General features: G+C 62.3%; 25 protein-coding genes and 1 tRNA gene. 14 read left to right on the top strand and 12 right to left on the bottom strand.

Annotated features, from left to right (window positions below):
* Positions 1-40 precede the first annotated feature (40 nt).
* Positions 41-1,462, bottom strand: a complete 1,422-nt coding sequence (locus tag ACQZAB_RS09550) for a polysaccharide biosynthesis protein (RefSeq protein WP_428389274.1) — start codon at positions 1,460-1,462, stop codon at positions 41-43.
* Positions 1,463-1,672: 210 nt separating this feature from the next.
* On the opposite strand from ACQZAB_RS09550, the gene ACQZAB_RS09545 reads away from it, so the two are divergent.
* From ACQZAB_RS09545 to ACQZAB_RS09535, 3 genes are all read left to right on the top strand, one after another.
* The gene (locus ACQZAB_RS09545; RefSeq protein WP_428389272.1) at positions 1,673-2,074 is read left to right on the top strand and encodes a PilZ domain-containing protein; all 402 of its coding nucleotides are present in this window, start codon (positions 1,673-1,675) and stop codon (positions 2,072-2,074) included.
* 136 nt (positions 2,075-2,210) lie between these two features.
* Positions 2,211-3,020, top strand: coding sequence for a GNAT family N-acetyltransferase (locus ACQZAB_RS09540; RefSeq protein ID WP_428389270.1), 810 nt, complete (start codon positions 2,211-2,213; stop codon positions 3,018-3,020).
* Between the two features lie 85 nt (positions 3,021-3,105).
* Positions 3,106-3,660, top strand: a complete 555-nt coding sequence (locus ACQZAB_RS09535; protein ID WP_428389268.1) for a YqgE/AlgH family protein — start codon at positions 3,106-3,108, stop codon at positions 3,658-3,660.
* Here the strand turns inward: ACQZAB_RS09535 and ACQZAB_RS09530 are convergent.
* Complete coding sequence (locus ACQZAB_RS09530; protein ID WP_428389266.1) at positions 3,653-4,447, bottom strand: TatD family hydrolase; 795 nt, start codon at positions 4,445-4,447, stop codon at positions 3,653-3,655. The genes ACQZAB_RS09535 and ACQZAB_RS09530 overlap by 8 nt on opposite strands.
* On the bottom strand, positions 4,444-6,762 hold the full coding sequence (locus ACQZAB_RS09525; protein WP_428389264.1) for a thioredoxin domain-containing protein: 2,319 nt from the start codon (positions 6,760-6,762) through the stop codon (positions 4,444-4,446). Before ACQZAB_RS09525 ends, ACQZAB_RS09530 begins: the two co-directional genes overlap by 4 nt.
* Before the next feature lie 120 nt (positions 6,763-6,882).
* Here ACQZAB_RS09525 and ACQZAB_RS09520 point away from each other — a divergent pair, with 120 nt between their 5' ends.
* A complete protein-coding gene (locus tag ACQZAB_RS09520) occupies positions 6,883-7,953 on the top strand; it encodes a phosphotransferase (RefSeq protein ID WP_428389262.1) in 1,071 nt (356 codons plus the stop codon).
* Positions 7,954-7,977: 24 nt separating this feature from the next.
* On the opposite strand, the gene ACQZAB_RS09515 is transcribed toward ACQZAB_RS09520, so the two are convergent.
* Complete coding sequence (locus ACQZAB_RS09515; protein WP_428389260.1) at positions 7,978-9,189, bottom strand: hypothetical protein; 1,212 nt, start codon at positions 9,187-9,189, stop codon at positions 7,978-7,980.
* 121 nt (positions 9,190-9,310) lie between these two features.
* Between ACQZAB_RS09515 and ACQZAB_RS09510 the strand changes: the two genes are divergently transcribed.
* On the top strand, positions 9,311-10,585 hold the full coding sequence (locus ACQZAB_RS09510; RefSeq protein ID WP_428389258.1) for a DNA polymerase Y family protein: 1,275 nt from the start codon (positions 9,311-9,313) through the stop codon (positions 10,583-10,585).
* A 14-nt stretch (positions 10,586-10,599) separates the two neighbouring features.
* On the opposite strand, the gene ACQZAB_RS09505 is transcribed toward ACQZAB_RS09510, so the two are convergent.
* Positions 10,600-10,672 (bottom strand) — tRNA-Ala (locus ACQZAB_RS09505).
* 204 nt (positions 10,673-10,876) lie between these two features.
* On the opposite strand from ACQZAB_RS09505, the gene ACQZAB_RS09500 reads away from it, so the two are divergent.
* Both ACQZAB_RS09500 and ACQZAB_RS09495 read left to right on the top strand, forming a co-directional pair.
* Positions 10,877-11,632, top strand: a complete 756-nt coding sequence (locus tag ACQZAB_RS09500; RefSeq protein ID WP_428389256.1) for a zinc ribbon domain-containing protein — start codon at positions 10,877-10,879, stop codon at positions 11,630-11,632.
* Positions 11,633-11,687: 55 nt separating this feature from the next.
* Complete coding sequence (locus ACQZAB_RS09495) at positions 11,688-12,353, top strand: ribonuclease HI family protein (protein WP_428389254.1); 666 nt, start codon at positions 11,688-11,690, stop codon at positions 12,351-12,353.
* Here ACQZAB_RS09495 and ACQZAB_RS09490 read toward each other — a convergent pair.
* Positions 12,318-13,235, bottom strand: a complete 918-nt coding sequence (locus ACQZAB_RS09490; RefSeq protein WP_428389252.1) for a lysylphosphatidylglycerol synthase domain-containing protein — start codon at positions 13,233-13,235, stop codon at positions 12,318-12,320. The two genes, ACQZAB_RS09495 and ACQZAB_RS09490, sit on opposite strands and share 36 nt — an antisense overlap.
* 107 nt (positions 13,236-13,342) lie before the next feature.
* Here ACQZAB_RS09490 and ACQZAB_RS09485 point away from each other — a divergent pair, with 107 nt between their 5' ends.
* Entirely contained in the window at positions 13,343-14,398 is a 1,056-nt protein-coding gene (locus ACQZAB_RS09485) for a hypothetical protein (protein ID WP_428389250.1), read from the top strand.
* 12 nt (positions 14,399-14,410) lie between these two features.
* On the opposite strand, the gene sppA is transcribed toward ACQZAB_RS09485, so the two are convergent.
* The gene (sppA, locus tag ACQZAB_RS09480) at positions 14,411-15,487 is read right to left on the bottom strand and encodes a signal peptide peptidase SppA (RefSeq protein ID WP_428389248.1); all 1,077 of its coding nucleotides are present in this window, start codon (positions 15,485-15,487) and stop codon (positions 14,411-14,413) included.
* Between the two features lie 74 nt (positions 15,488-15,561).
* Between sppA and ACQZAB_RS09475 the strand changes: the two genes are divergently transcribed.
* From ACQZAB_RS09475 to ACQZAB_RS09460, 4 genes are all read left to right on the top strand, one after another.
* The gene (locus tag ACQZAB_RS09475) at positions 15,562-16,425 is read left to right on the top strand and encodes a LarC family nickel insertion protein (RefSeq protein WP_428389247.1); all 864 of its coding nucleotides are present in this window, start codon (positions 15,562-15,564) and stop codon (positions 16,423-16,425) included.
* A gap of 21 nt (positions 16,426-16,446) precedes the next feature.
* Positions 16,447-17,850 carry a M48 family metallopeptidase gene (locus tag ACQZAB_RS09470; protein ID WP_428389245.1) on the top strand — a complete coding sequence of 468 codons (1,404 nt, stop codon included), beginning with the start codon at positions 16,447-16,449 and terminating at the stop codon, positions 17,848-17,850.
* Between the two features lie 154 nt (positions 17,851-18,004).
* Positions 18,005-18,886, top strand: coding sequence for a diaminopimelate epimerase (dapF, locus tag ACQZAB_RS09465; RefSeq protein WP_428389243.1), 882 nt, complete (start codon positions 18,005-18,007; stop codon positions 18,884-18,886).
* A 125-nt stretch (positions 18,887-19,011) separates the two neighbouring features.
* The gene (locus tag ACQZAB_RS09460; protein ID WP_428389241.1) at positions 19,012-19,437 is read left to right on the top strand and encodes a hypothetical protein; all 426 of its coding nucleotides are present in this window, start codon (positions 19,012-19,014) and stop codon (positions 19,435-19,437) included.
* On the opposite strand, the gene ACQZAB_RS09455 is transcribed toward ACQZAB_RS09460, so the two are convergent.
* The 5 genes from ACQZAB_RS09455 to hisI form a co-directional block, all read right to left on the bottom strand.
* Positions 19,420-20,283, bottom strand: coding sequence for an alpha/beta hydrolase (locus ACQZAB_RS09455; RefSeq protein ID WP_428389239.1), 864 nt, complete (start codon positions 20,281-20,283; stop codon positions 19,420-19,422). The genes ACQZAB_RS09460 and ACQZAB_RS09455 overlap by 18 nt on opposite strands.
* A 17-nt stretch (positions 20,284-20,300) precedes the next feature.
* The gene (accC, locus tag ACQZAB_RS09450; RefSeq protein ID WP_428389237.1) at positions 20,301-21,644 is read right to left on the bottom strand and encodes an acetyl-CoA carboxylase biotin carboxylase subunit; all 1,344 of its coding nucleotides are present in this window, start codon (positions 21,642-21,644) and stop codon (positions 20,301-20,303) included.
* Positions 21,645-21,742: 98 nt separating this feature from the next.
* A complete protein-coding gene (gene accB, locus ACQZAB_RS09445; protein WP_428389235.1) occupies positions 21,743-22,222 on the bottom strand; it encodes an acetyl-CoA carboxylase biotin carboxyl carrier protein in 480 nt (159 codons plus the stop codon).
* 58 nt (positions 22,223-22,280) lie between these two features.
* Entirely contained in the window at positions 22,281-23,390 is a 1,110-nt protein-coding gene (locus ACQZAB_RS09440; protein WP_428389233.1) for a M24 family metallopeptidase, read from the bottom strand.
* 8 nt (positions 23,391-23,398) lie between these two features.
* Complete coding sequence (gene hisI / locus ACQZAB_RS09435; protein ID WP_428389231.1) at positions 23,399-23,803, bottom strand: phosphoribosyl-AMP cyclohydrolase; 405 nt, start codon at positions 23,801-23,803, stop codon at positions 23,399-23,401.
* Positions 23,804-23,941: 138 nt separating this feature from the next.
* On the opposite strand from hisI, the gene ACQZAB_RS09430 reads away from it, so the two are divergent.
* Together ACQZAB_RS09430 and ACQZAB_RS09425 are read left to right on the top strand one after the other, a co-directional pair.
* Positions 23,942-24,445: a DUF1844 domain-containing protein gene (locus ACQZAB_RS09430; RefSeq protein WP_428389229.1), complete on the top strand. Its 504-nt coding sequence runs from the start codon at positions 23,942-23,944 to the stop codon at positions 24,443-24,445.
* Between the two features lie 101 nt (positions 24,446-24,546).
* Positions 24,547-25,398: a hypothetical protein gene (locus tag ACQZAB_RS09425; RefSeq protein ID WP_428389227.1), complete on the top strand. Its 852-nt coding sequence runs from the start codon at positions 24,547-24,549 to the stop codon at positions 25,396-25,398.
* Positions 25,399-25,483: the final 85 nt, after the last annotated feature.

Genomic DNA, 25,483 nt, shown 5'->3' with positions numbered 1-25,483 from the left:
TCTTAGGTCTTAGATCACCCCCGCAACCTAGGCTTTCCAACTACCCTGCGATCGCTCGAACCATCTCAGGAATCGCCTGCCGCAACGCCGTCGCTACAGCCTCCTGCGAGGTGCCGTCCCAGGGCCCTGCCCCGGAACCGTCACGCAGCCTGTCGAAGGTGCGAAAAACCTGAGACATCGATGCCGCATCAGGTGGCGTCGTCTGCCAGATCCTGATCCGCTCGTGCTCCGTAGGCGTCATGGCCTCGCTGTCGTAAGCCAGTTCCTCGAATAGCTTCTCACCAGGACGCGGACCCGTGATCCGAATTGGCACATCCACGTCAGCCTCAAGACCCTGCTGCTGAAGGTAGCGTTTGGCGAGATCGAGCACCCTGATCGGCTCGCCCATGTCCAGTAGAAACACTTCACCCCCCTGCGCATAACCCGCCGCCTGTAGCACCAGTCCGGCAGCCTCTGGAATCGTCATGAAGTAACGCGTCATCTCGGGATGCGTCACGGTCAGAGGCCCACCACGAGACAACTGCTCCGCCCAGATCGGCAACACCGAGCACGCCGATCCAAGCACGTTGCCAAATCGCACCATGGCGAGCGTGGTCGGCGAATCAGCAGAGCGATGCTGGATGTAGAGTTCGGCCAAACGCTTGCTCGCGCCCATCACCGAGGAGGGATTGACCGCTTTGTCCGTCGAGATCATCACCATCCGGTCAACACCGGCGTCGATCGCGGCATCCACCACCCAACGCGTCCCGTAGAAATTGTTCTCGACAGCCGCACTGGGATGATCTTCCATCAAGGGGACGTGCTTGTGCGCCGCCGCGTGAAGAACCACATCGGGCTGATAAGTACCAAACAAGGTCCGTGTCGCCGTCCGATGCGTGACATCGTGGATCTGCGCCCGACGCAGAACCCCCGGATGCGAACGAGCCAACTCCCCGTCGATCTGAAACAGACCATTCTCAGATCGGTCGGCCAGCACCAGCATCGAAGGACCGTAGCCCGCCGCCAGACGAGCCAACTCCGATCCAATCGACCCCGCGGCGCCCGTCACCAGCACCACCTTGTCAGTAAGCGTCGAGCGCAGCGACCCTTCGTCCAGCGGACGCACTTCCCGCCCAATCAGAGCCTGCAGATCCAGGCCCGCCGAACCACCAGAAGCCGTTGCCGACCTGTGAAGCAGTTGGTCATTGAGCGTCGGCAGCGACCGCCAGGCCAGGCCAATGCGATCAGCCATCACACCGATCTCGGACGTCCGGCCACGCATCGAAGCAGGCAGAACCACCAGAAGTTGCTCGATGTCATGACGCCGAGCCACATCGGCGAGGTTATCGAGCCCGCCCAGCACGGGCACCTCGATATCCAGACCCGGTTCTTCCACGCCACTAAGGAGCGCCCCAACCACCCGGAACCCCGCCTCAGGACCCGATAACGCCAGCGACGCCAAAGTCTGACGAACAGCCAGCAAGGACCCCGCGATCAGAGTTCGCTGACTGGAAAAACCCTGTTTTTGCCGCTGATTCACCGTCACCCACAACTTATCGGCTCAGCCACGCTTCAGGCTGCACGCCTGCCCGCCAGCCCGCTCAAGGCCCGTTAAGCAGGCACCCGAACCCGGTCGATAAACACTCTGTCAAGGTTCTTCATTTTCACCAAGCCCGCGTCGAGAGGTACCCACGTGTCCAACCCCAGCATCGCCGGAACCCACCAGAATGAAGCACGCCGGGAACCTCGCTTCGAAGTCCCCGCCATGTATACCCTGCTGCGGGCTCGTACCACCGGTGAGAAACGCTACCGCTGGACCGGACACATCTACGACATCAGCATCTCAGGCATGAGATTCGAACTCGACAGCCCCCTCCCCCACGGCCAGCAGCTCGAAATCCGTGGCATGCTGCCAGGCGAGCACCACACGACGTTCAGGGCCGCTGGCAAGGTCGTCCGGCTCCACGGTGCCGAGGACAACGAGCCGGGACCAGCTCGTATGGCGATCGCCTTCGAGAACTTCGAATCCCAGATCGACAGGCGTCGTCTCGCCGAATATCTCGACCGCAAGGCCACCGCCCGCGCCGCCGCCTGAGACCCACGCCTGAAGATTGAAGTGTGAGATTTCCCTGAACCGCTCATGCCAGCGACCCGGATCGCTATGCTGCATCCAGCCTGACGTCGCACGCCAAGATTCACCGTCTCCAAACAGAAGTTCCCTCGCTGCTCAAATGGACGCGTTACCCCCCAATCGCTTCGCGGATATCGCGACGCTGTTCCTCGAAGAGAGCCCCAATGCAGCCATGCTCTTCGCCACCCTCGACCGCAGGGTGCCAGGCAGAGTGATCGTTGATCATCCCGAACAGCCCACCTGCGCCCTCGTCCAGGCCGACTACTATGGCTTCACCTTCGCCAGTCACGCGGTCCAGCAGGGCTTTCTCGAGGCCGCCGTGACCAGCCTGCTAGCCGATGGGCCGGTCATGCTCGTCTGGCCAGCCCGTGACCAGCCCATTGTCCCACCGCCCGCCGACCGACTGCTGGACCGCGTTGCCCTCTACGGCTTCGATATCTCGGCATCCCCACTCAACGAAATCCGTGTGCCGCCCGGCTGCATGCTGACACCGATGGATTCCGGCCTCGTCCCCAGATGCCAATGGCACGAGCAGGTGGTCCGCGCGATGGGTTCCGTGGATCGCTTCCTGACCTATGGCTTGGGCGTCTGCCTTGTCAAAGAAGACGAAATCCTCAGCGAGGCCTACATGTGCTTCTGGGGAGCCGGGAAAGCCGAAATCGGGGTCGTCACCCAGCCCGAACACCGTGGGAAAGGCTATGGCCTGCTGACCGCACGGCACCTGATCGAACTCTGCGAAGAACGCGGACTGGATACCTACACCACCTGCTACACCCAGAATGCCAGCCTTCGTCAGCTTTCACACAAGGTCGGACTCACCGAAGAACAGCCCTACGAACTCAGAGTCTACGGCGCCGCGCAGCACGATCATTTCGAAACCATCGCACAGCAAAACCCAATCACAGCCTGAGCAAGAAAACAACTCGAATCAGGTTCATAAGTCGCTAGCTAGGGGCACCTGTTCCGGTTACCATCCGGCAACTGGAAGGGGAACCATGACTTCACTCAAAGGCGCTCTTCTCGTCGCTTCATCCGACCTCCGGGACCCTCACTTCGTGCGCACGATCACCCTCATGATCGAACACAACGAAGACGGAGCCATGGGCATCACTCTCAACCGCCCCACCGAAACCGAACTCTGCGATGTCTGGGAACAGGTCTCCGACACCCCCTGCGGGATCAACGACGTGCTCTACCAAGGCGGCCCCTGCGACGGCCCGCTGATGGTCCTTCACACCCAGCCCGCGCTGGCCGAACAGAACGTGCTGCCCGGCATCTACTTCACCACCGAAGAAGAAGCCGTTACCAGCCTCGTCACCTCCCCCTCCGGCCGTAGCCGCTACTTCGTCGGCTACGCCGGCTGGTCGCCCGGACAGCTTGAACGCGAACTCGCCGCCGGCTCCTGGCTGCACGCCGCCGCCAACGCCGACCACGTCTTCCTCGAAGACGAACGCCACTGGCTCCGCCTGCACCACCAGATCGCCCTCTCGCGTTCCGGGCAGATCCCCGTGCCCACCGATCACCTCCCCGCAGACCCCTCGGTCAACTAGCCACCGCATCCAGCCCGTAAAACCGCTCCGCATTCCGGTCGACCCGCTCCACAAGAGCCTCGTATGACATCCCCCTGCGCTCAGCCAGAAACCGTGCCACCTCCACCACGTACTTCGGCTCATTGGGACGCACTTTCCGATGCGGGGCAGGCGTCAGGTAAGGCGCATCCGTCTCCACCAGCAACCGGTCGATCGGGATCCGGTCCGATGCCTCGGCTACATCCCGCGCCGAGTTGAACGTCACGATCCCCGTCAGCCCAACCCACACACCGAGATCAAGAATCACGTCAAGCTCATCCGCCGTCCCCGTAAAGCAGTGAAAAACAAAACGTCCGACGTCCAAACCACTCTCACGAACCATCCCAACCGTCCGCTCAGTCGCCTCCCGGTTGTGCACAACGACCGGCAGATGCGCTAAGCCCGCCTCACCCGCCAAACCGAGCTGAACGGCAAATGCCCGCTCCTGCACAACACCGGGCGGGTCGTCGTAGTGATCGTCGAGACCCATCTCACCCAGCCCCACCACACCCGGCAACCCAGCCAGACGCCAAACCGATTGACTAAAGCTCGACTCATCCACCAACTCCCCGGCGTGATGCGGATGCAGCCCCACCGTCGCATAGACCCCTTCACGCTCGCCTGCCAAGACCGCCGCTTTCTCGCTATCTGCAATCCCCGTACCGATCGACACCATCCGATCAACACCGGCCTCCCGAGCCCCTTCCAGAACCTCATCCACGCGCTCCGCCAGCCCGCGATAGGTCAGATGACAGTGGGTATCGATCATCCATGCACTCCCGAATCCGTGCTCGCCAGAACCGACACCCGCAGCTCAACCGGTGACAGGCAGGCCGTCTCACCACAGGCCTGAACCCTGACCAGCAGGTTTACCCCCGCCTCCAAATCACCATCCATCTCAAGCACAAACGGTAGCTCCAGCCGACCCTCGTACAAAGCCAGCTTCTCTTCCGAAAACGCCAGCTTCCGCGTCATCGGCTCCGGCCACTCTGCGTCAAGTCGTCCACGATCAGTAGACAACGCCAGTCCCGTCAAGCCTTCCACCGCACCCGGGGCGTTTACGTGATAGCCATCCTCAATCTCAAGCACCAACAGCCCGGAAACCCTGACAGCACCCTCATCGACCCGCACACGCTCAACCAACACCCGAATGGGCCCGGAAGACGCCTCCGAGGACACCCGCTCCCGTTGCTGCAGACCAGCCCGATGCCCCATCAAACGCAGCAACGCATGCTGCATATGCACCATCGCCGCACCTAATGCAGCCAGCGACTCCGCGAAGCCATTGAACAAAGCCTCCGCGGCAGCCAGCCAGCGTGACTCACCAGTCAATTCGTAGAGATCCAGCAGATTGTGAGCCATCTGAGCATTACCCGATGCCACCGCGCCATCATGCCGAGAGCGTGTGCGGACAAACAACACGCTTGCTCCCTCCTCAGAGTCAAGATAGCCGCCGCCCGGTGCAGAAAACTTCGTGGCCACATAAGCCATCAGCCGCAACGCCTCATCCAGATAACGACGCGCCCGATCTCCCTCCAGCGACCGAGCCAACTCAATCAACCCGGCAACAAAGAACGCGTAATCATCCAGATAGCCCGCAATCTGCTTCTGCCCCCGACGCATCGTCCGCCAAAGACCACCACCCTCTCGCGACAGATGCATCAGTATCGCATCGGCAGCACCCGCAGCCAGGTCGACCATCCCCGCATCTTCCAGTGCTCGCCCCGCTCGCGCCAGGCCGGCAATCGCCATCCCATTCCAGGCCACCAGCACCTTGTCATCGGTCGATGGCTGCTCCCGCCGCTGCCGCGCAGCGAGCATCAACGCGCGCGCCGAATCTCGCCGCTCCAATAAACCCGCCATGGGAACCCCCTCACGCTGCGCGAGTTCGTCGAGAGAAACCGGCAGAAACAGAACATTCGCCGGAGGATCCTCCGAATGATGCGGGTCCTGAAAATTCGTCCCGATGTCCAGGCCAAACATCCGTTCAGCCAGCCCCCGCAATGCCACATCCTCAATCACCCCCGGCAGCTCTTCCGATCGCCAGAGATAGTTCTTCCCCTCACGCGAATCCACCTCCGCATCCTGCGCCGACCAGAAAGCCCCCGTCTCATCCAGCATCTCCCGTCGCAGATACTCCGCCGTCTCTCGGAGCACCAGCCGGTAATGCTCCGCCGAGGGATGCTCAGGCTGCAGCAGCACCGCATCGGCGTACAAGGCCAGCAACTGCCCATTGTCGTACAGCATCTTCTCGAAGTGCGGAACCAGCCAGCGCTCATCCACGCTGTATCGGTGAAAACCACCACCAATCTGGTCATAAATCCCGCCCCTTGCCATCCGATCCAGCGTCTGATGGAGGTGTCTCAGCAGTTCTTCGTTCTCGGTCGCCGCCGCCACCGTGAGCTCGAAACTCAACATGGATACCTGCGGGAACTTCGGCGCTCCGCCATACCCGCCATGACGACCATCCGCCTGCCGAACCAGCTGATCCGTCGCCTCCTGAACCACCGATTCACCCGGCTCGCCCGACTCCTCCCGATGCTCGAGCTGCCCCTTCACGACCTCCGCTAGCTGACGCGCCTGATCCAAAACCTCCTGACGCTGCTCCCGCCAGGCCTTGGCCAAAGACTGCAGCACCTGCGGAAAACTCGGCATCCCGTGAGCCGGCTCTGGCGGGAGATACGTCGCCGCCCAGAACGGCCTCAACCCCGGATCATCCTCGCCTTCAGCACCGGGCGGGGTCAGGAACACACTCATCGGCCACCCACCCCGACGCGTCATCGCCTGCACCGCCGTCATATACACATCGTCGACATCCGGCAGTTCCTCACGATCCACCTTCACGTTGATAAACAGCTCGTTCATCAAAGCAGCCATCACCGGCTTCTCAAAAATCTCCCGCTCCATCACGTGACACCAGTAACACGTCGAATACCCCACCGACAGGAAAATCGGCCGCCCCGATGCCCGCGCTGCCTCAAACGCCTCCTCACCCCACGGATACCAGTCCACCGGGTTGTAAGCATGCTGAAGCAAATACGGGCTCGTCGCCTCGGCCAGGCGATTGGGCTGCGAAGAACTCATAAGCATCAACTCTCAATAAAAGGACAAGCAAGCGATCCGGGAATCACATCCTAGGCCCCGGCCGGCCCCGTTATATGCGACGTAGAAAAGCACACCTTCAAGGATCGTTATCATCCAGCAATGATCCCCGAACCCTGGCGAACCTCCCATCCCGACTTCCCCTGGCTCTCCGCCTCGGATCCCGAGTTCATCGCGCGCATCCTCTCCCGGCTCGACGTCATCGACCGCGACGCCAGCCTGCTATCCGTCGAGAAAGCCGGCGAAGGCAACATGAATCTCACCCTCCGCGTCACAACCGACAACGACTCGGTCATCCTCAAACAATCACGCCCCTGGGTCGAGAAGTACCCCCAGATCGAAGCCCCCTGGGATCGCGCCCTCGCCGAACAACGCTTCTACACCACCGCCGCCCACATCCCAGGCGTCCACCAGCGCATGCCCGACCTCCTCGCCGCCGACGCAGAAGCCCGCATCCTCGTCCTCGAAGATATCCCCGAAGCCACCGACCTCACCGATGTCTACCACGGCATCCCCATCGACGACGACGAACTCCGCCAACTCGGCACCTTCGCCGCCAGCCTCCACGCTCAGGACCCACCCAGCGACACCGACGCGTTCGCCAACCGCGAGATGAGACGGCTCAACCACCAGCACATCTTCATCATCCCGCTACAGCCGGGGGCCGTCGCCGGCATGGGACTCGATCTCGACGCCCTCGAACCCGGCCTCGCCGCCGCAGCCGCCCTCACCCAGGCCGACGACAAGTTGCTCGACATCGCCCTGAGAACCGGCGACCGATACCTCGCTGACGGCCCCCGACTCGTCCATGGCGACTACTTCCCGGGCAGCTTCCTCCGAACCCCGGACCGTGGCATCTTCGTCATCGACCCCGAATTCGGCTTCCTGGGCGACCCCTCTTTCGACCTCGCCGTGTTCGTCGCCCACCTCGCCCTGGCCAGCCAGCCCCAGTACACCGCAGAAGTCTTCCTCGACGCCTACCTCGCCACCGACAACGCCCCCGAAGTCGATCCCATCCTCCTCGCCCGCTACGCCGCCTGTGAAACCATCCGCCGCATCATCGGCGTCGCCCAACTCCCACTGCCCACCCCCAGCCACGGCAGCCGCGCCGACCTCCTCCTCGCCGCCCGAGCCGCAGCCACCACCGGCCGCTACGAAGCCCTCTGGGCCTGAAGCCAAGCCGTCCCGGCACCAACTTCACCGACCCGAAATCAGATCGTAATCAGCTACCAGCCAGGTGCTCACATCACTCTCGTAAAGACTGTTCAGGCCCGAAACCTGCTCGATCAACCTGCCAAGCATCGGGTTACGTGTGTCGTTGTGATCCGCACAGATATCCTTGGTCACACGTATCACCCAAAATGGCGTGTCGTTATACGCCCCCTCGACACGCTCAAGAACCACTTCGCCATTCTCGACATAAGCGCGATGGCTGACGAGATAGTCCACGTGTCCCTCGGCATGCAAAGATAAATGGCGCTGACTCGGCTCGCCCTCTTCATGATCGTTTCGGAACTCCGTAAAGACCGTTGAGAAAGACCGACCGAAGGGATACGCAATCCCCGTAGCCCTGTCGGCCTCCGAAGTAATCGAAGCGATGATCGGACCGGGTGCCAGTTCAACGCTCCCATCCGGCCGCCGCAGCTCAAGCCGGACATTCGCTCGCTTGAGGTAGTCAATCACCTGCCAGGACTTCAAGGCGTCCAACGCAGGATTCATCAACACCGTGAAATTCGCCGGGACCCGCAGCCCCTCCTCACCGCTGGCCATCAACAGCGTTGTCAGAGCCTGCGACAGAGTCTGTCCCACAATCAGACCACCCATCGAATGACCCACCACATACACCTTCGATCGCGGATCCTTATTGGTCGCCCGCATCAACCGAAAGAGGGTCTCACGCATATTCAGTGAAGCAATCCGCTCCGCCGCAAAACGACGCCCCCAGAAAGTCGCCTGCTTCTGCAACGGCACCATCGATGTATCCCCGCGCCAACCCAGATAAACCCCTATCACCGCCTCAGGTGTCGCCTCCCCTCCCGCCTGCAAATCAACCGCAATCTCCCCCAGCGTCTGTTTGAAATCCACCAGATCGCCAGATGCCTTCGATGGATCCGCATTGTTTTTCCAACCATGCACAAACGGCAGCACCAGAATCCCCCGCTCCGACTCGGCATTCCGCTCCGCAATACGGCCCAGCACCGCATCTAACTGGGATTCATCCCAGAACTGGCCATGGTCATCGAACTCCACAATCCCCAGATCAAACGACACCCCCGCTTGCCCCGGCACCGACAACACCTGCAGGTACTGCTCCGGCTCGGTGTTGTACTGCCGATGCGGATGACACCCACACAACAGCACCGACACCAGCAGTAAACCAGACCCGATCCACTTCGACCCTGCGACCATGCTCAATAACCTCAATTACACCACGATGAAGAAAAACGACTTATAGCGATCCCTGCCCCACTCCCCACCAACATCGGCAGAACCTCTGGTCATCCGCAATTCTGTTAGTATAATATTAGGTATGCCGCCTAACTTCCTCAGACACCTCTACGTCGACATCAACGGCTACTTCGCCTCCGTCGAACAGCAGATGCAGCCACGCCTCCGCCACAAGCCTGTCGCCATTGTTCCCGTCAACACCGAAGCCACCTGCTGCATCGCCTCCAGTTACGAGGCCAAGGCCAAAGGCATCAAAACCGGCACCCCCATCCCCGAGGCCCGGCGCCTCTGCCCCGACATCCGCTTCGTCCTCGCCCGCCACGAACTCTACGTCCGCGTCCACCACGACATCATCAAAGCCGTCGAGCGCTGCATCCACGTCGACGAGGTCTGCTCCATCGACGAGATGGCCGCCAGGCTCATGGCCAACGAACGCGATCACGACCGCGCCACCTGTATCGCCCGCAACGTCAAGCAGGCCATCTACGACGACGTCGGCCAGTACATCCGCTGCTCCGTTGGCGTCGGACCCAACAAATGGCTCGCCAAGGTCGCCACCGACCTCCAGAAACCCGATGGACTCGTCGTCCTCCGCCCCGAAGACCTCCCCACCCGCCTCTACAGCCTCGACCTCGACGACCTACCAGGGATCGGCCGACGCATGCACGCCCGTCTCGCCCAGGCAGGCGTCACCACCATCGAACAACTCTGCCAACTCTCCGAATCCGCCCTACAGACCATCTGGGCCAGCAAACTCATCGGCTCCGTCTGGTACCACCAGCTACGCGGGCACCACGTCCACGAAACCCCCACCCACCGCCGAACCGTCGGCCACTCCCACGTCCTCGCCCCCGAGTACCGCAGCCTCGATAAAGCCCGACGCGTCATGACCCACATGATCCACAAAGCCGCCCGCCGACTCCGCCGACTCGGCTACCACGCCGGACGCATGGACCTCGCCGTCCGCTTCATCGACCGCACCCGCTGGCACCACCAGGTCCGACTGCCCGCCATCCGCGACACCCTCACCCTCGTCCGCCTCTGTTCCGAAGCCTGGCCAGAGCAGGCCTACGCCGATCCCCTCAAGGTCTCCGTCACCCTCTCCGACCTCACCCCCGACGCCGCCGCCACCGCCTCGCTCTTCCCCGAGCAACAGGAACTCAACCACCTCGCCAACGCCATGGACCGCATCGAGCAACGCTTCGGCAACAACGCCGTCTTCCCCGGAGCCATGCTCGGTGCCATGGACAGCGCCCCCCTACGCATCGCCTTCACCCAGATCCCCGACCTCATCGACTGCCGCGACGAAGACCGCCCCAAACTCACCAAACGCCCACAAAAAAAGCCCGCTCGTTAAAGCGGGCTTCCAAGTGGAGCAGAGGAGGCTCGAACTCCTGACCTTCGCCATGCCATGGCGACGCTCTCCCAACTGAGCTACTGCCCCAAATTGTCCTCCGGCACGCCGGAGCCCAGCAGTATAGCCGTCTCCGCTTTATCGGCAAAACCGATCACCCGGACCAGCCCGGATCACCAAAAACCACGTCCAACACAGCCATAAACCCCCTGCCAAACACCACCAGACCCGAATAGGGCCCAACGGCCGCTTCTGCTAAACTATCTCATCACCCTGTTACCGGAGACACACAGCTTGTCGCTACAGGACCGCATCCGAGATCTTTATCAGGCCGACCTCGCCGTCCAAGGGCTCAGCGGACGGCTCGAAGCCAACCAACGCCGCCGCGACGCCCAGCAGAAGAAGCTCGATCGCTTCGCCCTGCAGCAGACCGAAGTCGCCGACGAACACCGCCGGCACCAGGCCACCACCAGCGGGCTCGAAAAACAGGTCGCCGAAATCGATCAGAAGGTCGAACAGCACCGCAACCAGATGAACACGGTCACCAGCAACAAGGAATACTCCGCCCTCCTCGTCGAGATGAACACGCTCAAAGTCGAAAAAGCCAAGATCGAAGAGCAGATCATCACCGAGATGGAACGCCTCGAAGAACTCAAAGCCCAACTTGCCGAACTCGACGAACAGGTCACCAACCAGAAGAAACTGGTCGATCAGGCCGACGCCGACGTCAACGCCGCCCGCGAGGAAGTCGGCGAAAAACTCGATGAGGCCATCGCCGAACGCGAAAAAGCCGCCGAAGGCATCGCCCCCGATGTCCTCCGCATGTTCGACCGGCTCAGCGACAGCTACGACGGCGAACCCGTTGCCTCGATCGAAGAACAGGACCGCCGCCGCATGGAATACACCTGTGGCGGCTGCTACATGTCCCTGCCCGTCGAGACCGTCAACGGCTTGATCATGCGTCGCGACGAAGTCATCACCTGCCCGAGCTGCCGCCGCATCCTCTACATCCACCAGGACCTCAAGGAAGCCATCGGCGCCAAGGGCTAACCCACCCCTACCAGCCCGCCGAGAACCGCAGTCACCTACCCCCCGAGGCCAGCCGATGCGAGCCACCCTCCAGACCGACGGCGGATCGCGTGGCAACCCCGGCCCAGCCGGCGCCGGGATCTTCCTCACCGATGAGAACAACCAGGTCATCGCCGAAGCCGGCTACTACCTCGGCCGCTGTACGAACAACGTCGCCGAGTACCGCGGACTGATCCACGGCCTCGAAACCGCCAGCAAACTAGGCGTTACCGATCTCCTCATCCGCCTCGACTCCGAACTCATCGTCAAACAGCTCCGCCGGGAATACCGGGTCAAATCACCCGACCTCAAACCCCTCTACCTCGAAGCCTCACAGCTGCTCGAACGCTTCAACACCTGGGCCGCCGAACACGTCCGCCGCGAAGCCAACGAACGCGCCGATCAACTCGCCAACATGGCCATGGACCACAGAGCCGATGTCCATCCCGAAGCCAACAGCGACCCCAAACCGACACCCGCGTCCCAAATGCAACCCGATCACCCAGCCGAACTCGCTGGCGAAATCGATCCCGATGGCCCCGCCTGTCCCGCGGGACAAACCGCCGGCGCATCACTCCGCATCGCCCCGCTGACCGCCGCCGGCTGGTGCCCCGATGCCTTAAGCGCCATCCTAAACCACACCGACGCCACCACCTCAGCCACCTGCTCACGCTGCGGGGCCCGTATCCGTCTCCTCAGCTAACCGCTCGGCCCCACCCGCTTCCCGCCACGCCGTCCGAAGCGGAATCAGACTCAGCCCCCCCACCACCATCACCACCACCGTCTCGATCGCGCGATCAATCAGCGACAACGCCGCCGCACTCGACGCATCCAGCGACTTCAGCCACACGCCCGCCGCAGCCATCGCCGCTTCAGTGATCCCCAAACCATTAGGCGTCAGCGCCACCAACCGCCCAAGCATCCCCACCACCCCCAAAGCCAAACCCATCCGCAGATCAACCTCCAAACCCATCAGCCGCCCCGCCACCACCAGCCGTAACGCCTGAACCACCACCTCCAGACTCCGCAACACCAGCACCACATACATGCCCGAGAAACTCGCCGGCACATGCAGATACGTAACCCACCGCGACGCCGGATAAGCCACCAACAGCAGAATCACACCCCACCCCAAACCACCCAGCACCCCTCCCAGCCAAAGCGGCAGCACGGCCAAGGGAAAAACCACCGCCGTTGCCACCACCATACAAAGGATGATCAGGCTTGAATCCCTGAGCAGAATCCCATGCACACGCTTGAGATAAAGCGACCGACCCACCAGACCCAACCGCGGACCAGGAATCATGTTCAGCAGGCCGCTCGCCGCCATCAGCCCCGTCATCCGTACACAACCCAACCTCGGTTCCGCAGGCAACGGCAGATGGATCAGCCACCACAAAACCCCCGTCAAAACCAGATTCCCGAGCACCATCAAGCCGCCCACCGCCCACAGCCACCACGGCGCATCCGCCCGCGCCAACGCCTCCGTCAGCGTCGGCCAGGCCAGCACCACCACCCATGCCAACAGCCCAACGGCCAGCAGCCAAACCCCAACGCCTCGCACCAGCTTCCACAAGCGATCCATGCGCGCAGCCTAAGGGCCGGTTAAACTGATCTCAACACGAAGAGCCCGGGCAGATGGCCAGGCCGCCACAGGTATCATCCTTTCCCTTCATCTCCTAGGACCGATGCATGGCTCAAGACACCAGCAACGAAAACCCCAACACCACACCAGCCGCACCCCGCAGAGGCACAAGCCCCCTGCTGATGATCGCCCTCGGACTCCTGCTGATGGTCCTCTCCATCGTGCTCGCTGCCGTCGCCAGAACAGCCTTCGACCCCGAAGAAATCCTCGCCGAACAGACCCGCGTCTTTGTCAGCTACCTCGCCTACCTGCCCTCCGTCCTCATGGGACTTCTCAGCGTCGCCATGATCACCGCAGGCTCCATCCGCTGGGCCCTCCACGGCCTCTCAGGCAAAGGCATCGGCGGAACCGCCAGCCTCGCCGAGTCGCTCGAACTCCTGCGCTCCATCAACGATCGCCTGCTCATCAGTGAAACCGCCAAACGCGTGGCCTACCGCGACGCCGACATCCAACTCCTCCGCGAAACCATCAAAACCGACATCACCGAAGGCGAGTTTGGGGCCGCCGTCGTCCTCGTTGAAGACCTCGCCAAGGTCTACGGCTACCGCGAGGAAGCCGAGGAATACCGCGACCAGATCCACGCCGCCCGAAACGCCGAAACCGAAGCCAAGATCACCCGCGCCCTCGCCAAACTCGACGAGACCGTCGCCCGCCACGACTTCGACGCCGCTCAGAAAGAAGCCGCCAAGCTCCAGCGTCTCTACCCCGAATCCCAGCGCATCAAAGGGCTGCCCCGCCGCCTCTCACAGGCAAAAGACCAGTACAAACGCGACCTCGAACGCCGCTTCCTCGAAGCTGCCGGCAATGACGACAACGACCGCGCGATGGAACTCCTCAAGGAAATCGATAAGCACTTCACTGAACACGAAGCCGAGCCCTACCGTGAAACCGCACGAGGCGTCATCGGCAAGAAACGTGACAACCTCGGCGTCCAGTTCAAGATGGCCGTCCAGGACCGCGAATGGGTCCGAGCTACCCAGGTCGGTGAGCAGATCATCCAGGAATTCCCCAACAGCCGAATGGCCGACGAAGTCCGCGGCATGCTCGACGTCCTCCGCGAACGCTCACAGGCCCAACTCGCCGCCGCCGCCCGTTCCGTCTGATTTAGACAAGCCTCAAGGCATCGAAATCGGTGCCCGGTAACTCACGGCCGGCAAGCCCAACTCCAGCGCCAACGCGCGCAGCCGCTGCGCGGTCAAAGCTTCCATCCCGCCCACACCCGATGAGACCAGCGCAAAAGGGTTGAAGGGCTCGGGCTCGCGGATCACCGTGATATGAGGCGTCACATCCGCCGGAATCCCCGCCAACTCAACCGCCTTGTCCAAAGCATCATCGAGATAACCGATGCCATCGATCAAACCGGCCTCCTGAGCCTCGGCCGCCGTGAAGATCTCGCCCGTCGCCACCCCACGCACCTCTTCTTCCGTAAGCACAGCTCTGCGCCCCTCCTTGACCACTGTCACAAACCGCTCGTAGCCGCTATCGAGCAGCCCCTTGATCACCTCACGATCCTGCTCCGTCCACGGCCGGTACATGCTCCCAGTATCCTTGTTCACAGAGTCCGTGGAGGTAATCACCTCAGGCGTCACACCGATCTTCTCCAGCATGTCCGAAATCGTGAACCCCGTCGCGATCACACCGATGCTGCCCGTGATCGTCGTCGTCTCAGCCATGATGAAATCAGCCGGGGCCGAAATGTAATACCCCCCGCTCGCCGCCACCGAACCAAAACTCGCAATCACCGGAACATCAGGGTGCTCCTCCTTGAACTGCGAGAGCCGGTACCACACCTGGTCCGACGCCGTGATCCCCCCGCCGGGCGAGTTGACCCGCAGCACAATCGCCTTGGGCAGATTGCCTTCTAACGCATTCATGCTGTTCCGAAACGACCGCGCCGTGTCCTCACCGATCGCTCCATCAATCGGCACCACCACGATCCGATGCATCGGATCACCCGCAGCGTAAACCTCTTCACTCGGCCCGCTGTAAACCGAGTACACAATCGCCCCGAGATAGAAGTTCAGGATCACCGACAGAATCAGGATCGACGCCGCCAGCGACGTCAGCACCTTCGCAAAAATACCACTCCCACGCCGAGGCTCCGGGGCATACCCACCCGCAGGCGGGGCCGGACGACGAGGCGGCAGAGGCGGACGCTGGGCAGGACCCGAACTGGCTGGATGATCTGTCATGCGATGATTACTCCTGAAATCGCCCCACGGTTCGCCCCCAATACTAACCGTTCGATCGGTCTATCATCTCCTCCATGCCCAAACACCTCCACCTCGACCCCTTCTCCGGCATCGCAGGCGACATGGCCCTCGGCGCCCTCATCCACCTTGGCGTCGATCCCAAAGTCATCGACGAACCCCTACAGAAACTCGGATTCGAGCCCGGTTACAAGCTCACCACCCAGACCGTCAGCCGCCACGGCATTGGAGCCATCGACCTCAAGGTCCACATCGAGCAAACCGCCGCTGCCCACGAGCACAAACACGAACACACGCACACGCACGAACACGCCCACAGCCACAGCCACGGCCATTCGCACAGCCACGACCACACTCATGCGCACGATCACGACCACCAACACAGCCATAGCCACACACACGAACACCACCACCGCACCGCCAAAGACATCCTCCACCTCATCGACCACCTCGACGCCCCCAACCGCGCCAAAGACCGCGCTCGCGCCATCACCCGAAAACTCGCCGAAGCCGAAGCCCGCGTCCACGGCATGACACCCGAAGACGTCCACTTCCACGAAGTCGGAGCCGTCGACTCCATCGTCGATATGCTCGGCGTCGCACTCGCCCTCGAAGCCCTCGATATCGACACCCTCTCCTGCGGGCCCCTCCCGATCTCCCGCGGCTACGTCCGCTGCGCCCACGGCCTCATGCCCGTCCCCGCACCCGCCACCGCCTACCTCCTCGAAGGACTACCCACTCTGGGCGTCGACCGCACCGGCGAACTCATCACGCCCACCGGCGCCGCCATCGCCGCCGCCCTCTGCACCCACTTCGGCCCCACCCCGCCCATGACCGTCACCGCCGTCGGCTACGGAGCCGGCGACCGCGAAGACCCCAAAGTCCCCAACCTCCTACGCATCTACCTCGGCACCACCTGACCCAAACAGAGCGATCCAACCATGCCCATCTACGCCATGGCACTCTTCGCCCTGCTGCTGGGCTACGACAGCCTCGCCCTCGATACACCTCCCGCCGACGCCACCGACTGGGCCCTCAGCCTCCTCGCCAAAGCCGTCCTCGCCCTCGCCTGGTCGATGACCTGCCTCCGCGTCTCACGCAGCTGGTCCTCAAGCACCGCCCACCGAAAACTACCCACCCTCTACCGCTTCGCCGACAACTACGGCCCCCTCGCCCTCATCCTCTTCGCCCTCGACCTCTACCTCGGCACCCTCGCCTCGGTCCGCAGCACCCTCGGCGACCCCATCCTCCTCGACGAACTCATCACCCTCCTCCCCACCTTCCTCCTCCTGACCTGGCGCTGGGTCCCCTACTTCCCCATCGACCGCTGGGCCCGCGAAGCCGGAACCATGCGCCGCATGATGGAAGGCAAACCCGTCTACCCCCCCACCACCCTCGCCACCTACGTCCTCGATCAGACCCGGCACCAGCTCGCCCCCGTCCTCATGCCGATGCTCCTCATCGTCGCATGGCTCGAAACCCTCAACCTCATCGACACAACCACCACCAACAAAGGCCTCCTCCTCTTCGCCGGCCTCATCGCCATCCTTGCCCTCAGCGCCCCCCTCATCATCGCCAGCTGGCGCACCCGCTCCGTCCCACCCGGCGAACTCCGCGACGATCTCACCGGCCTTTGCCAAACCCAGCGCGTCCGACCCGGACACTTCCGCCTCTGGATCACCGAAGGACGACTCGCCAACGCCGCCGTCCTCGGCATCCTCTGGCCCTTCCGCTACGTCCTCATCACCGACACCCTCCTCGACCACCTCCCCAAACCCCAGATCCTCGGCGTCCTCGCCCACGAAGTCGCCCACGTCCGCCAGCGACACGCCCTCTGGCTCGGACTCGGCACCCTCGCCGTCGCCTGGGCCGGCGAAACCGCCCTCCGACTCTCACCCTGGGCCGACCTCCTCACCGCCGCCGCCTACGGCCAGACCGACGAAACCACCGCCGTCGTCACCCTCTCCCTCGCCACCGCCGCCGTCGCCATCCCCTGGCTCCTCGCCATGGGCTACCTATCCCGCCGCTTCGAACGCCAGGCCGACGCCGCCGCCGTCCGCGCCCTCTCCCTCCACAACGACCCGCAAGCCAACACCGCCTCCGAGCAGGCCGCCAACGACATGAACGCCGCCCTCAACGCCGTCGCCGAACTCAACAACATGAGCACCACCCGATTCATGTGGCGACACGGCTCCATCCGCGAACGCCAGGACCACCTCCGCTCCCTCATCCACACCCCCCTCAACCGCTTCCCCATCGACCAACGCGTCCAAACCCTCCGCCTCCTCATCCTCCTCACCGCCGCCATCACCACCGCCACCTGGTTCGCCTTCGACCTCTGGTAGACCTTTCTCAAGGGATTCTGGCCCCGATCACCAAAGACCAAGGGTGGCTGTGGGCACGTTGCGTGCCCACAGAACCAAGCATCCAAAATCGAGTACCAACCCCCTCAAGGACATGCCCAGAACCTCCAATCCCACAACAAGCTAAAACACCCCCATGCCCACCCTCCCCTTCACCAAGATGCACGGCCTAGGCAACGACTACGTCTACATCAACGCCATCGCCCACCCCCTTCCCGACGACCTCGACCTCCACCAGCTCGCCCGGAACCTCTCCGACCGCCACCGCGGCATCGGCTCCGACGGCCTCATCCTCGCCGTCCCGCCCACACCCGCCGCCCCCCAGGCCCACGCCCGCATGCGCATGTTCAACGTCGACGGCTCCGAAGGCGACATGTGCGGCAACGGCCTCCGCTGCCTCGCCAAACTCGTCCACGACCAGAAGATCGCCCGCGCCAAACCCCTCCTCATCGAGACCGGCAACGGCGTCCTCACCGTCGACTACACGACCGACACCCACGGCCAACTAAGCACCGCCACCGTCGACATGGGACCGCCCCGCTTCGAGGCCGAAGCCGTCCCCCTCAACCTCGACCACGCCCAGCCCACCGACCACCCCGCTACCTGGACCCTCGACCTCGACGGCGAGCCCATCACCTTCGTCGCCGTCAACACCGGCAACCCCCACGCCGTTATCTTCACCGACGACCTCACCGCCATCGACCTCCGCCGACTCGGCCCCCAACTCGAACACCACCCCGCCTTCCCCGCCCGAGCCAACATCCACTGGGCCCAGGTCCTCGACCGCCACACCCTCAAAGTCATCCACTGGGAACGCGGCTCCGGCCCCACCCAGGCCTGCGGCACCGGCGCCACCGCCGCCGCCGTCGCCGCCATCCACCTCAACCTCACCGAAACCAAAGTCACCACCAAACTCCCCGGCGGCCCCCTCCAAATCGAATGGAAATCAGGCAGTGCGAAGATGACTGGGGAAGCTGTTCTATCATTCACTGGCAGCTACCTCACCCCAAATACATGAGATGGCCCCTCACTTTCAGATATCAAATATCACAATCATGGCAAATGACATAGCCCATAATGTTTTCGAAGAACGAATTTCCTAATACTAGCACTGGCCGCAGTAAGTCAACATGGCAAAATGCCATGCATGACAGCTACCTATCAGCAATAATACCCCTAATGATAGCAAGCTATTTTTTTATCGTCAGTGGATTATTAGAAAATTACAATAAGACCATTATAGTAATAAACATCTCGTTAATCGTATCTTGGATATCAATAGCTTCTTATACATATCTAGCCAAGCCTACAGAACGATTTAAGCAAGAAGATAACGAATTACTCGCAATTCCCACTAAATTAGGCTCAGATAAATCAAAGAACGCTCCCATGATTGCACCTCTAATTATCATGGCTTTCTCCGGGAATTCAACAGTATTGATAATTGCATGGGATCAAATACTAAATGGTGGCCGATTTCCCATAGTTACATTGTCTGCATTAAATCTATTTATTTTCTTGGTATATATTTTATATATTAATAAGAGTAATTCACAAGAAAATCTTTGAACTACTCGTCTCGACGGGATGCGTCTGTGATTGGTTCAGAACGATCAGCTGTATAAACGCTCCCACCCCCCGCCAAAACACCCCGCCCGCCTCACGCCCGATCCCGTGATGCCCCACCCCCGGCACCACCACGATCGACCCCCGCTCCGCCGCCTCCGCCAGCGCATACCCCTGCGCTAACGGAATTAGCGCATCCGCATCCCCGTGCAGAATCAGCACCGGCCCGTCGTACTGCCTGATCGCCGCCAGGTTGTCGTACCGATCCGTCGCCAGCCACCCCGGCCACCCCATCCGCTCGAACATGTCCGGCATCGACGTGAACGTCGCCGACAACACCAACGCCGCTGGCGGCTTCCGTAGCGTCAGATCCAACGCCACCCCGCCCCCGAGCGACCGCCCGTGATAAATCATCCGCGCCGGGTCCACCTCCGGCTGCTCAACCAGCCAATCCACAAACCGATCCATATCCGCCCCGATCCCCGCCTGGCTGGGCGACCCACCCGCCCTCCCAAACCCCCGATACTCCACCAGCAACACCGACACCCCCATCTCCCGGTAAGGCCGCACACGCTCCACACAATCCCCGATCACCTCCGCATTCCCATGCATGTAAACCACCGCCGCACCCGGCGTCTCCGCCGTTCGCCCCTCACCCAGCAACAACCACCCCGGCACCCGATCACCCCCCTCAATCTCCAGCCACACCTCCCGCGCATCCGCTGGCACCGCCGCCCAGTCCACCACCCGACCCACCCCCGGATAAATCCCGATCCGCCCGATCCCACACCCACTCAGACACAGCCCCCCCACCACCAGCAGCGCCACAAGCAAGTTCCGGAAAACCATCCCCCCAGCATACCCGCCTACATCCCCAGCAACCGCTCCACAAAGTTGATGTCCACATCCGACTTCCGGAAGTTCCCGTTCTTCATCAGCCGGCTGTGCAGCCCCACCGTCGTCGCAATAGGCGACACCTGAAACTCCACCAACGCCCGGCTTAGCCGCGTGATCGCCGCCGACCGATCCTCCGCGTGCACAATCAACTTCGCGATCATCGAATCGTAATTAGGCGGGACCCGATACCCAGCCTGCACGTGCGTATCCACCCGCACCCCAGGCCCGCCCGGCAGAAACAGCTCATCGATCGGCCCGGCACACGGCGCAAACCCGCGATCCGGATCCTCCGCATTGATCCGCGCCTCGATCGCGTGCCCGTTCACCTTCACGTCCTTCTGGTTGAACCCCAGCTTCTCACCCGCCGCCACCCGGATCTGCGTCTTCACGATATCGATCCCGGTGATCATCTCCGTCACCGGATGCTCCACCTGCACCCGCGTGTTCACCTCCATCAGATAGAACTCGCCCTTCGAGTCCATGAGAAACTCAACCGTCGCCGCCGAGTAATAACCCGCCGCCGCCACCAGCCGGGCCGCCGCCTTGCACAGCTTGTCCGCCGCCGGCCGATCCAGCACCGGACACGGCGCCTCCTCGATCAGCTTCTGCTTCCGCCGCTGCATCGTGCAGTCGCGCTCCCACAGGTGCACCACATTCCCATGCGTGTCCCCGATCACCTGCACCTCAACGTGCCGCGCCCGATCGATGAACTTCTCGATGTACACCGTCCCATCCCCAAACGCAGCCTCTGCCTCGGCCCGCGCCGCCTTCAGCCCACTCTGCAACGAAATATCGTTATTCGCCACCCGCATCCCCCGGCCGCCACCGCCCGCCGCCGCCTTGATCATGACCGGGTAGCCAATCTCCTTGGCCACCTTCAGCGCCGTCGCCTCATCCTCGATCTTCCCCTTCGAGCCAGGCGACGTCGGCACCTTGTTCTTGATCGCCAGCTGCTTGCACTTCACCTTGTCGCCAAGCGTCTGCATCGCATCCACCGGCGGGCCAATAAACTCGATGTTGCAGCTCCGACACACCTCTGCAAAGTGCGAGTTCTCCGCCAGAAACCCATACCCCGGATGAATCGCGTCAACGTTCATCACCTCCGCCGCCGCAATGATCCTCGGGATATTCAAATACGACTCACCCGCCGCCGCCGGACCAATACAAACCGAGTGATCCGCCAGCTTCACGTGCATCGAGTCACGATCTACTTCCGAATAGACCGCCACCGTCTCCACACCCAACTCGCGGGCAGCCCGGATAATCCGTAGCGCGATCTCACCCCGGTTCGCAATCAGAATCCTCGAAAACATGCAGGCACTCTCAGCAAATCGCCGCACGACCCATCAAAAGGCCCAAGCGACAAGGATCAGTCTGGATCAAACAACACACACCCGCCCGCACAACCGACCTAAGCCGGACGGATCTTCACCAGCGGCTGGCCAAACTCCACCGTGTCGCCGTTGTTCACCAGCACCTCAGCGACCGTCCCGCTCGCCTCGGCCTTGATCTCGTTGAACACCTTCATCGCCTCGATCAGGCAGACCACCGAGTCCGCCGTCACCTTGTCGCCCACCTGCACATAAGGCGCCGCATCCGGACTCGACGAAGCGTAGTACGTCCCCACCATCGGACTCTTGACCGTAATCAGGCCCGCCTCTTCCGTCGCCGGAGCATCACCACCCGACGCAGCCGCGGGAGCCGCTGCAGCAGCCGGAGCCGCAGGGGACGCCGGAGCAGCCGGCGGGGCATACACCATCGCCGGAGCAGCCCCTTCACCCGCCCCACGCTTGAGTTTCACCTTGCCATCCTCACCCTCGAGATCGACCTCGGTCAGGTCGTTGTCGACCATCATCTTGATGAGCTGTTTCAGCGTTTTCAGATCAGTCATGTTGATTAAGTTCCAGCGGCCAGCCCCACCGTCCAGCCTGATACACGAAATTAAGACCCTACAGACTCGCGGATGCCAGGTCTTTGGGCAAGTCGCACAACACCTCGTGACCTCTTCCGGTCACCAGCACATCATCCTCAATCCGAACCCCACCCACGCCCGGCAGATACACCCCAGGCTCCACCGTCACCACCTGCCCCGGCTCCAGAACCCCCTTCGCCTTGCCCCACAAACGCGGTTCCTCATGAATCTCCAGGCCAATCCCATGACCAAGGCTGTGAATAAACCGATCCCCATACCCCGCCTTCTCAATCACCGCCCGCGACGCCCCATCCACATCGCTCAGCCGCACGCCCGGAGCGATCGCCGCAATCCCCGCCAGCTGCGCCTGCAACACCACCTCATAAACCTCCGCCATCTGCTTCGGCATCCGCCCCAGCGACACCACCCTCGTCATGTCCGAACAATACCCGCCATACTTCGCCCCCCAGTCAAACAACACCACCCCGTTCCGCTTCAGCTTCTTCGACGTCGGCATCGCATGCGGCAAACTCGACCGCTCCCCCGCCGCCACAATCGTCGGAAAGCTCACACCCTCCCCACCATGCGCACGAATCCGGTACTCCAGGTAAGCAGCCACCTCCACCTCGGTCATCCCCGCCGACATCCAGCCCACCGTGTCCACAAACGCCTTCTGCTGAATCGCAACCGCCCGCCGAATCATCTTGAGCTCATGCTCATCCTTGACCGACCGCTGCCCCGTCATGTCAACCGGCACCGACACCAGCTTCGCCGGCCTGCAAGCCTTGGCCAGCGACGCCTTCTCCGCCACCGTCAGCTCCGCCGCATCAAAACCCACCCGCTCAAACCCACGCTTCGCGATCACGCCACCCGCCGCCGGCCCGATCGCTCCCTCCCGCATCACCGCCGTCACACCCGGCGCCGTCTCCGCGATCTCCTCCTCAAACCGCTTGTCCGAAATCACCACCACCCTGCCACGGCTCATCGGCACCAGTACCCACGAGTCCTCCCCGCAAAACCCCGTCAGATAACGCACATCCACCGCACGCGTCAGCAGCAACGCATCCAGCTGCTTCGCCTTCAACCGCCGCCGAAGCGCCGCCACCCTCGGCTTGAACAGATCGACGCCCTGCTTCCTTGCAGCCATCCGTCAGCTCACTTTCCGTAAACGCTCTTCGGATCGAAAACCCGCTCCTCCACCGTCTTCAACCCCTCAGAACCCTCGACCGACCGGTAGAAGCAGCTCCGATACCCCACGTGACACGCCGGCCCTTGCGACCGACACCGAAGCAGCACCGTGTCCTGATCGCAATCGACCCGCGCCTCCACCACCTCCTGCACATGCCCCGAAGACTCGCCCTTCACCCACATCTTGTCACGCGACCGCGAATAGAACGTCGCCTTCTTGTTCTCTAGCGTTGCCTTAAGCGCCGCCTCATTCATCCACGCCATCATCAGCACCTCCCCCGTCTCGTAATCCTGAACAATCGCTGGCACCAGCCCCTGATCATTCATCTTCACGTCCAGCACCGTGCCCGTCTCGCGATCGCTATCCGACATCACCATTCACTTTCTGGCGTCCATACGCCTCATATCTCAAGCCCCGCACCATAGCCGATTCCACACCCCCACCACCACCAAACGCCGCCCAATTCCGGGCTATACTCCAGACACCTCACTCCCCGAAAGGCCCTCCCCATGCCCCCAGGCGAAGACGCCCCCCAGGACCCGCCCAAGATCATCGTCGACTCCGACTGGAAATCACAGGCTCAGGCCGAAAAACAGAAGCTCGCCGAACAGGCCAAAGCCCGCGAAGCCGAAGCCGCCGCCAAAGCAGGCCCCGCAGGCGAAGCCGGAACCCCAGGCCCCAACGGCATCCCCGCCGCCTCCTTCGAAACCCTCCTCTCCTCCATCGCCACCCAGGCCCTCATGTCACTCGGCGCCTTCGCCGACCGACGCACCGGCCAGCCCATCCCGCCCGACCTCGAACTCGCCAAGTTCCACATCGATCTCCTCGGCGTCCTCGAAGAGAAAACCCGCGGCAACCTCTCAGACGAAGAGGCCCAAACCATCAAACTCACCCTTCAGGAATTGAGAACACAATTCGTCTACATGGCCTCCCCCCAGGCCCAGACCCCACCCGGTCAACCCGGCGCACCGGGCACCCCGCCCATTCCGCCCGGAACCGAGCACGCCCTCTGATCCGATGAAACGGACCACTGGCCACACAAGAGACTTATCTGTATCCTGATAGCCCCGGAACCACGCAACACCCCGGCGAACCCGATCCAAGGAAACTCCCAGTGTCGACTGCTACCGCCTCACCCGAACCTCAGGGATTCCTCGACAAACACCACTTCCTCCTGAGGAGGCTCCACTCCCTCACAGGCATCGTGCCCATCGGCATGTTCCTGATGTTCCACCTCTTCACCAACATGCAGATGGCCGCCAAGCCTCTCGGCATGGAAGACGCCTTCCAGCACGAAGTCGAATGGATCCACGGCACCATCCCCGCCATGATCTTCGTCGAGATCTTCGGCCTCTGGCTGCCCATCGCCTTCCACGCCGGACTCGGCATCCTCTACACCTTCACCGGCAAGAACAACGTCAAGTCCTACCGCTACTACGGCAACGTCCGCTACGTCGCCCAACGCGTCACCGGCATCATCGCCCTCATCTTCGTCTTCCTACACGTCGCCACCCTCCGCTGGGGATGGGACATCTTCGGCTGGTACACCCCCTTCTACGTCTACGGCCACACCGCCGACGGCACCGAAGTCCCCCTCTCCTCCGCCAGCCTCGCCCTGGCCCTCCAAGGCGGCCTCCAGCAGAACCTCACCCTCGCCATCCTCGTCTCCATCCTCTACATCCTCGGGGCCTACTCCGCCGTCTTCCACTGGGCCAACGGCCTCTGGACCTCAGCCATCACCTGGGGTGTCACCACCAGCGTCCAGTCCATGAGACGCTGGGGATACGTCTGTGCCGCCGTCGGTGTCAGCCTGAGCATCTTCACGGCCTTTGCCCTCTGGGGCTCCTGGGCGTACGAACTCTCCCCCGCCGAACTCGAAGCCATGCAGATCCTCATCGAAGGCACCGATCCCGCACTCGTCGAGTCAGCGACACCCGTCGCCGAACCCGCCGTCTACAACCCATAAAACCTCAGAAAATGACCTGAAAAGGTCGCTCCCGAACCAGCCGATGCATAAACTTAGGGCAAACCCTTAGTCTCGGCCGGAACCG

This window comes from Mucisphaera sp., from assembly GCF_965279675.1.
Lineage (GTDB): Bacteria > Planctomycetota > Phycisphaerae > Phycisphaerales > Phycisphaeraceae > Mucisphaera.
This window is presented reverse-complemented; position numbering and strand designations above follow the sequence as displayed.

Coding starts and splice junctions, on each gene's coding strand:
- sppA (WP_428389248.1), bottom strand. CDS start 15,487: ATGACAGATCATCCAGCCAGTTCGGGTCCTGCCCAGCGTCCGCCTCTG.
- ACQZAB_RS09460 (WP_428389241.1), top strand. CDS start 19,012: ATGCATGACAGCTACCTATCAGCAATAATACCCCTAATGATAGCAAGC.
- dapF (WP_428389243.1), top strand. CDS start 18,005: ATGCCCACCCTCCCCTTCACCAAGATGCACGGCCTAGGCAACGACTAC.
- ACQZAB_RS09485 (WP_428389250.1), top strand. CDS start 13,343: ATGGCTCAAGACACCAGCAACGAAAACCCCAACACCACACCAGCCGCA.
- ACQZAB_RS09430 (WP_428389229.1), top strand. CDS start 23,942: ATGCCCCCAGGCGAAGACGCCCCCCAGGACCCGCCCAAGATCATCGTC.
- accC (WP_428389237.1), bottom strand. CDS start 21,644: ATGTTTTCGAGGATTCTGATTGCGAACCGGGGTGAGATCGCGCTACGG.
- ACQZAB_RS09535 (WP_428389268.1), top strand. CDS start 3,106: ATGACTTCACTCAAAGGCGCTCTTCTCGTCGCTTCATCCGACCTCCGG.
- ACQZAB_RS09525 (WP_428389264.1), bottom strand. CDS start 6,762: ATGAGTTCTTCGCAGCCCAATCGCCTGGCCGAGGCGACGAGCCCGTAT.
- ACQZAB_RS09490 (WP_428389252.1), bottom strand. CDS start 13,235: ATGGATCGCTTGTGGAAGCTGGTGCGAGGCGTTGGGGTTTGGCTGCTG.
- ACQZAB_RS09470 (WP_428389245.1), top strand. CDS start 16,447: ATGCCCATCTACGCCATGGCACTCTTCGCCCTGCTGCTGGGCTACGAC.
- ACQZAB_RS09475 (WP_428389247.1), top strand. CDS start 15,562: ATGCCCAAACACCTCCACCTCGACCCCTTCTCCGGCATCGCAGGCGAC.
- ACQZAB_RS09440 (WP_428389233.1), bottom strand. CDS start 23,390: ATGGCTGCAAGGAAGCAGGGCGTCGATCTGTTCAAGCCGAGGGTGGCG.
- ACQZAB_RS09495 (WP_428389254.1), top strand. CDS start 11,688: ATGCGAGCCACCCTCCAGACCGACGGCGGATCGCGTGGCAACCCCGGC.
- ACQZAB_RS09540 (WP_428389270.1), top strand. CDS start 2,211: ATGGACGCGTTACCCCCCAATCGCTTCGCGGATATCGCGACGCTGTTC.
- ACQZAB_RS09530 (WP_428389266.1), bottom strand. CDS start 4,447: ATGATCGATACCCACTGTCATCTGACCTATCGCGGGCTGGCGGAGCGC.
- ACQZAB_RS09455 (WP_428389239.1), bottom strand. CDS start 20,283: ATGGTTTTCCGGAACTTGCTTGTGGCGCTGCTGGTGGTGGGGGGGCTG.
- ACQZAB_RS09510 (WP_428389258.1), top strand. CDS start 9,311: ATGCCGCCTAACTTCCTCAGACACCTCTACGTCGACATCAACGGCTAC.
- ACQZAB_RS09520 (WP_428389262.1), top strand. CDS start 6,883: ATGATCCCCGAACCCTGGCGAACCTCCCATCCCGACTTCCCCTGGCTC.
- ACQZAB_RS09515 (WP_428389260.1), bottom strand. CDS start 9,189: ATGGTCGCAGGGTCGAAGTGGATCGGGTCTGGTTTACTGCTGGTGTCG.
- hisI (WP_428389231.1), bottom strand. CDS start 23,803: ATGTCGGATAGCGATCGCGAGACGGGCACGGTGCTGGACGTGAAGATG.
- accB (WP_428389235.1), bottom strand. CDS start 22,222: ATGACTGATCTGAAAACGCTGAAACAGCTCATCAAGATGATGGTCGAC.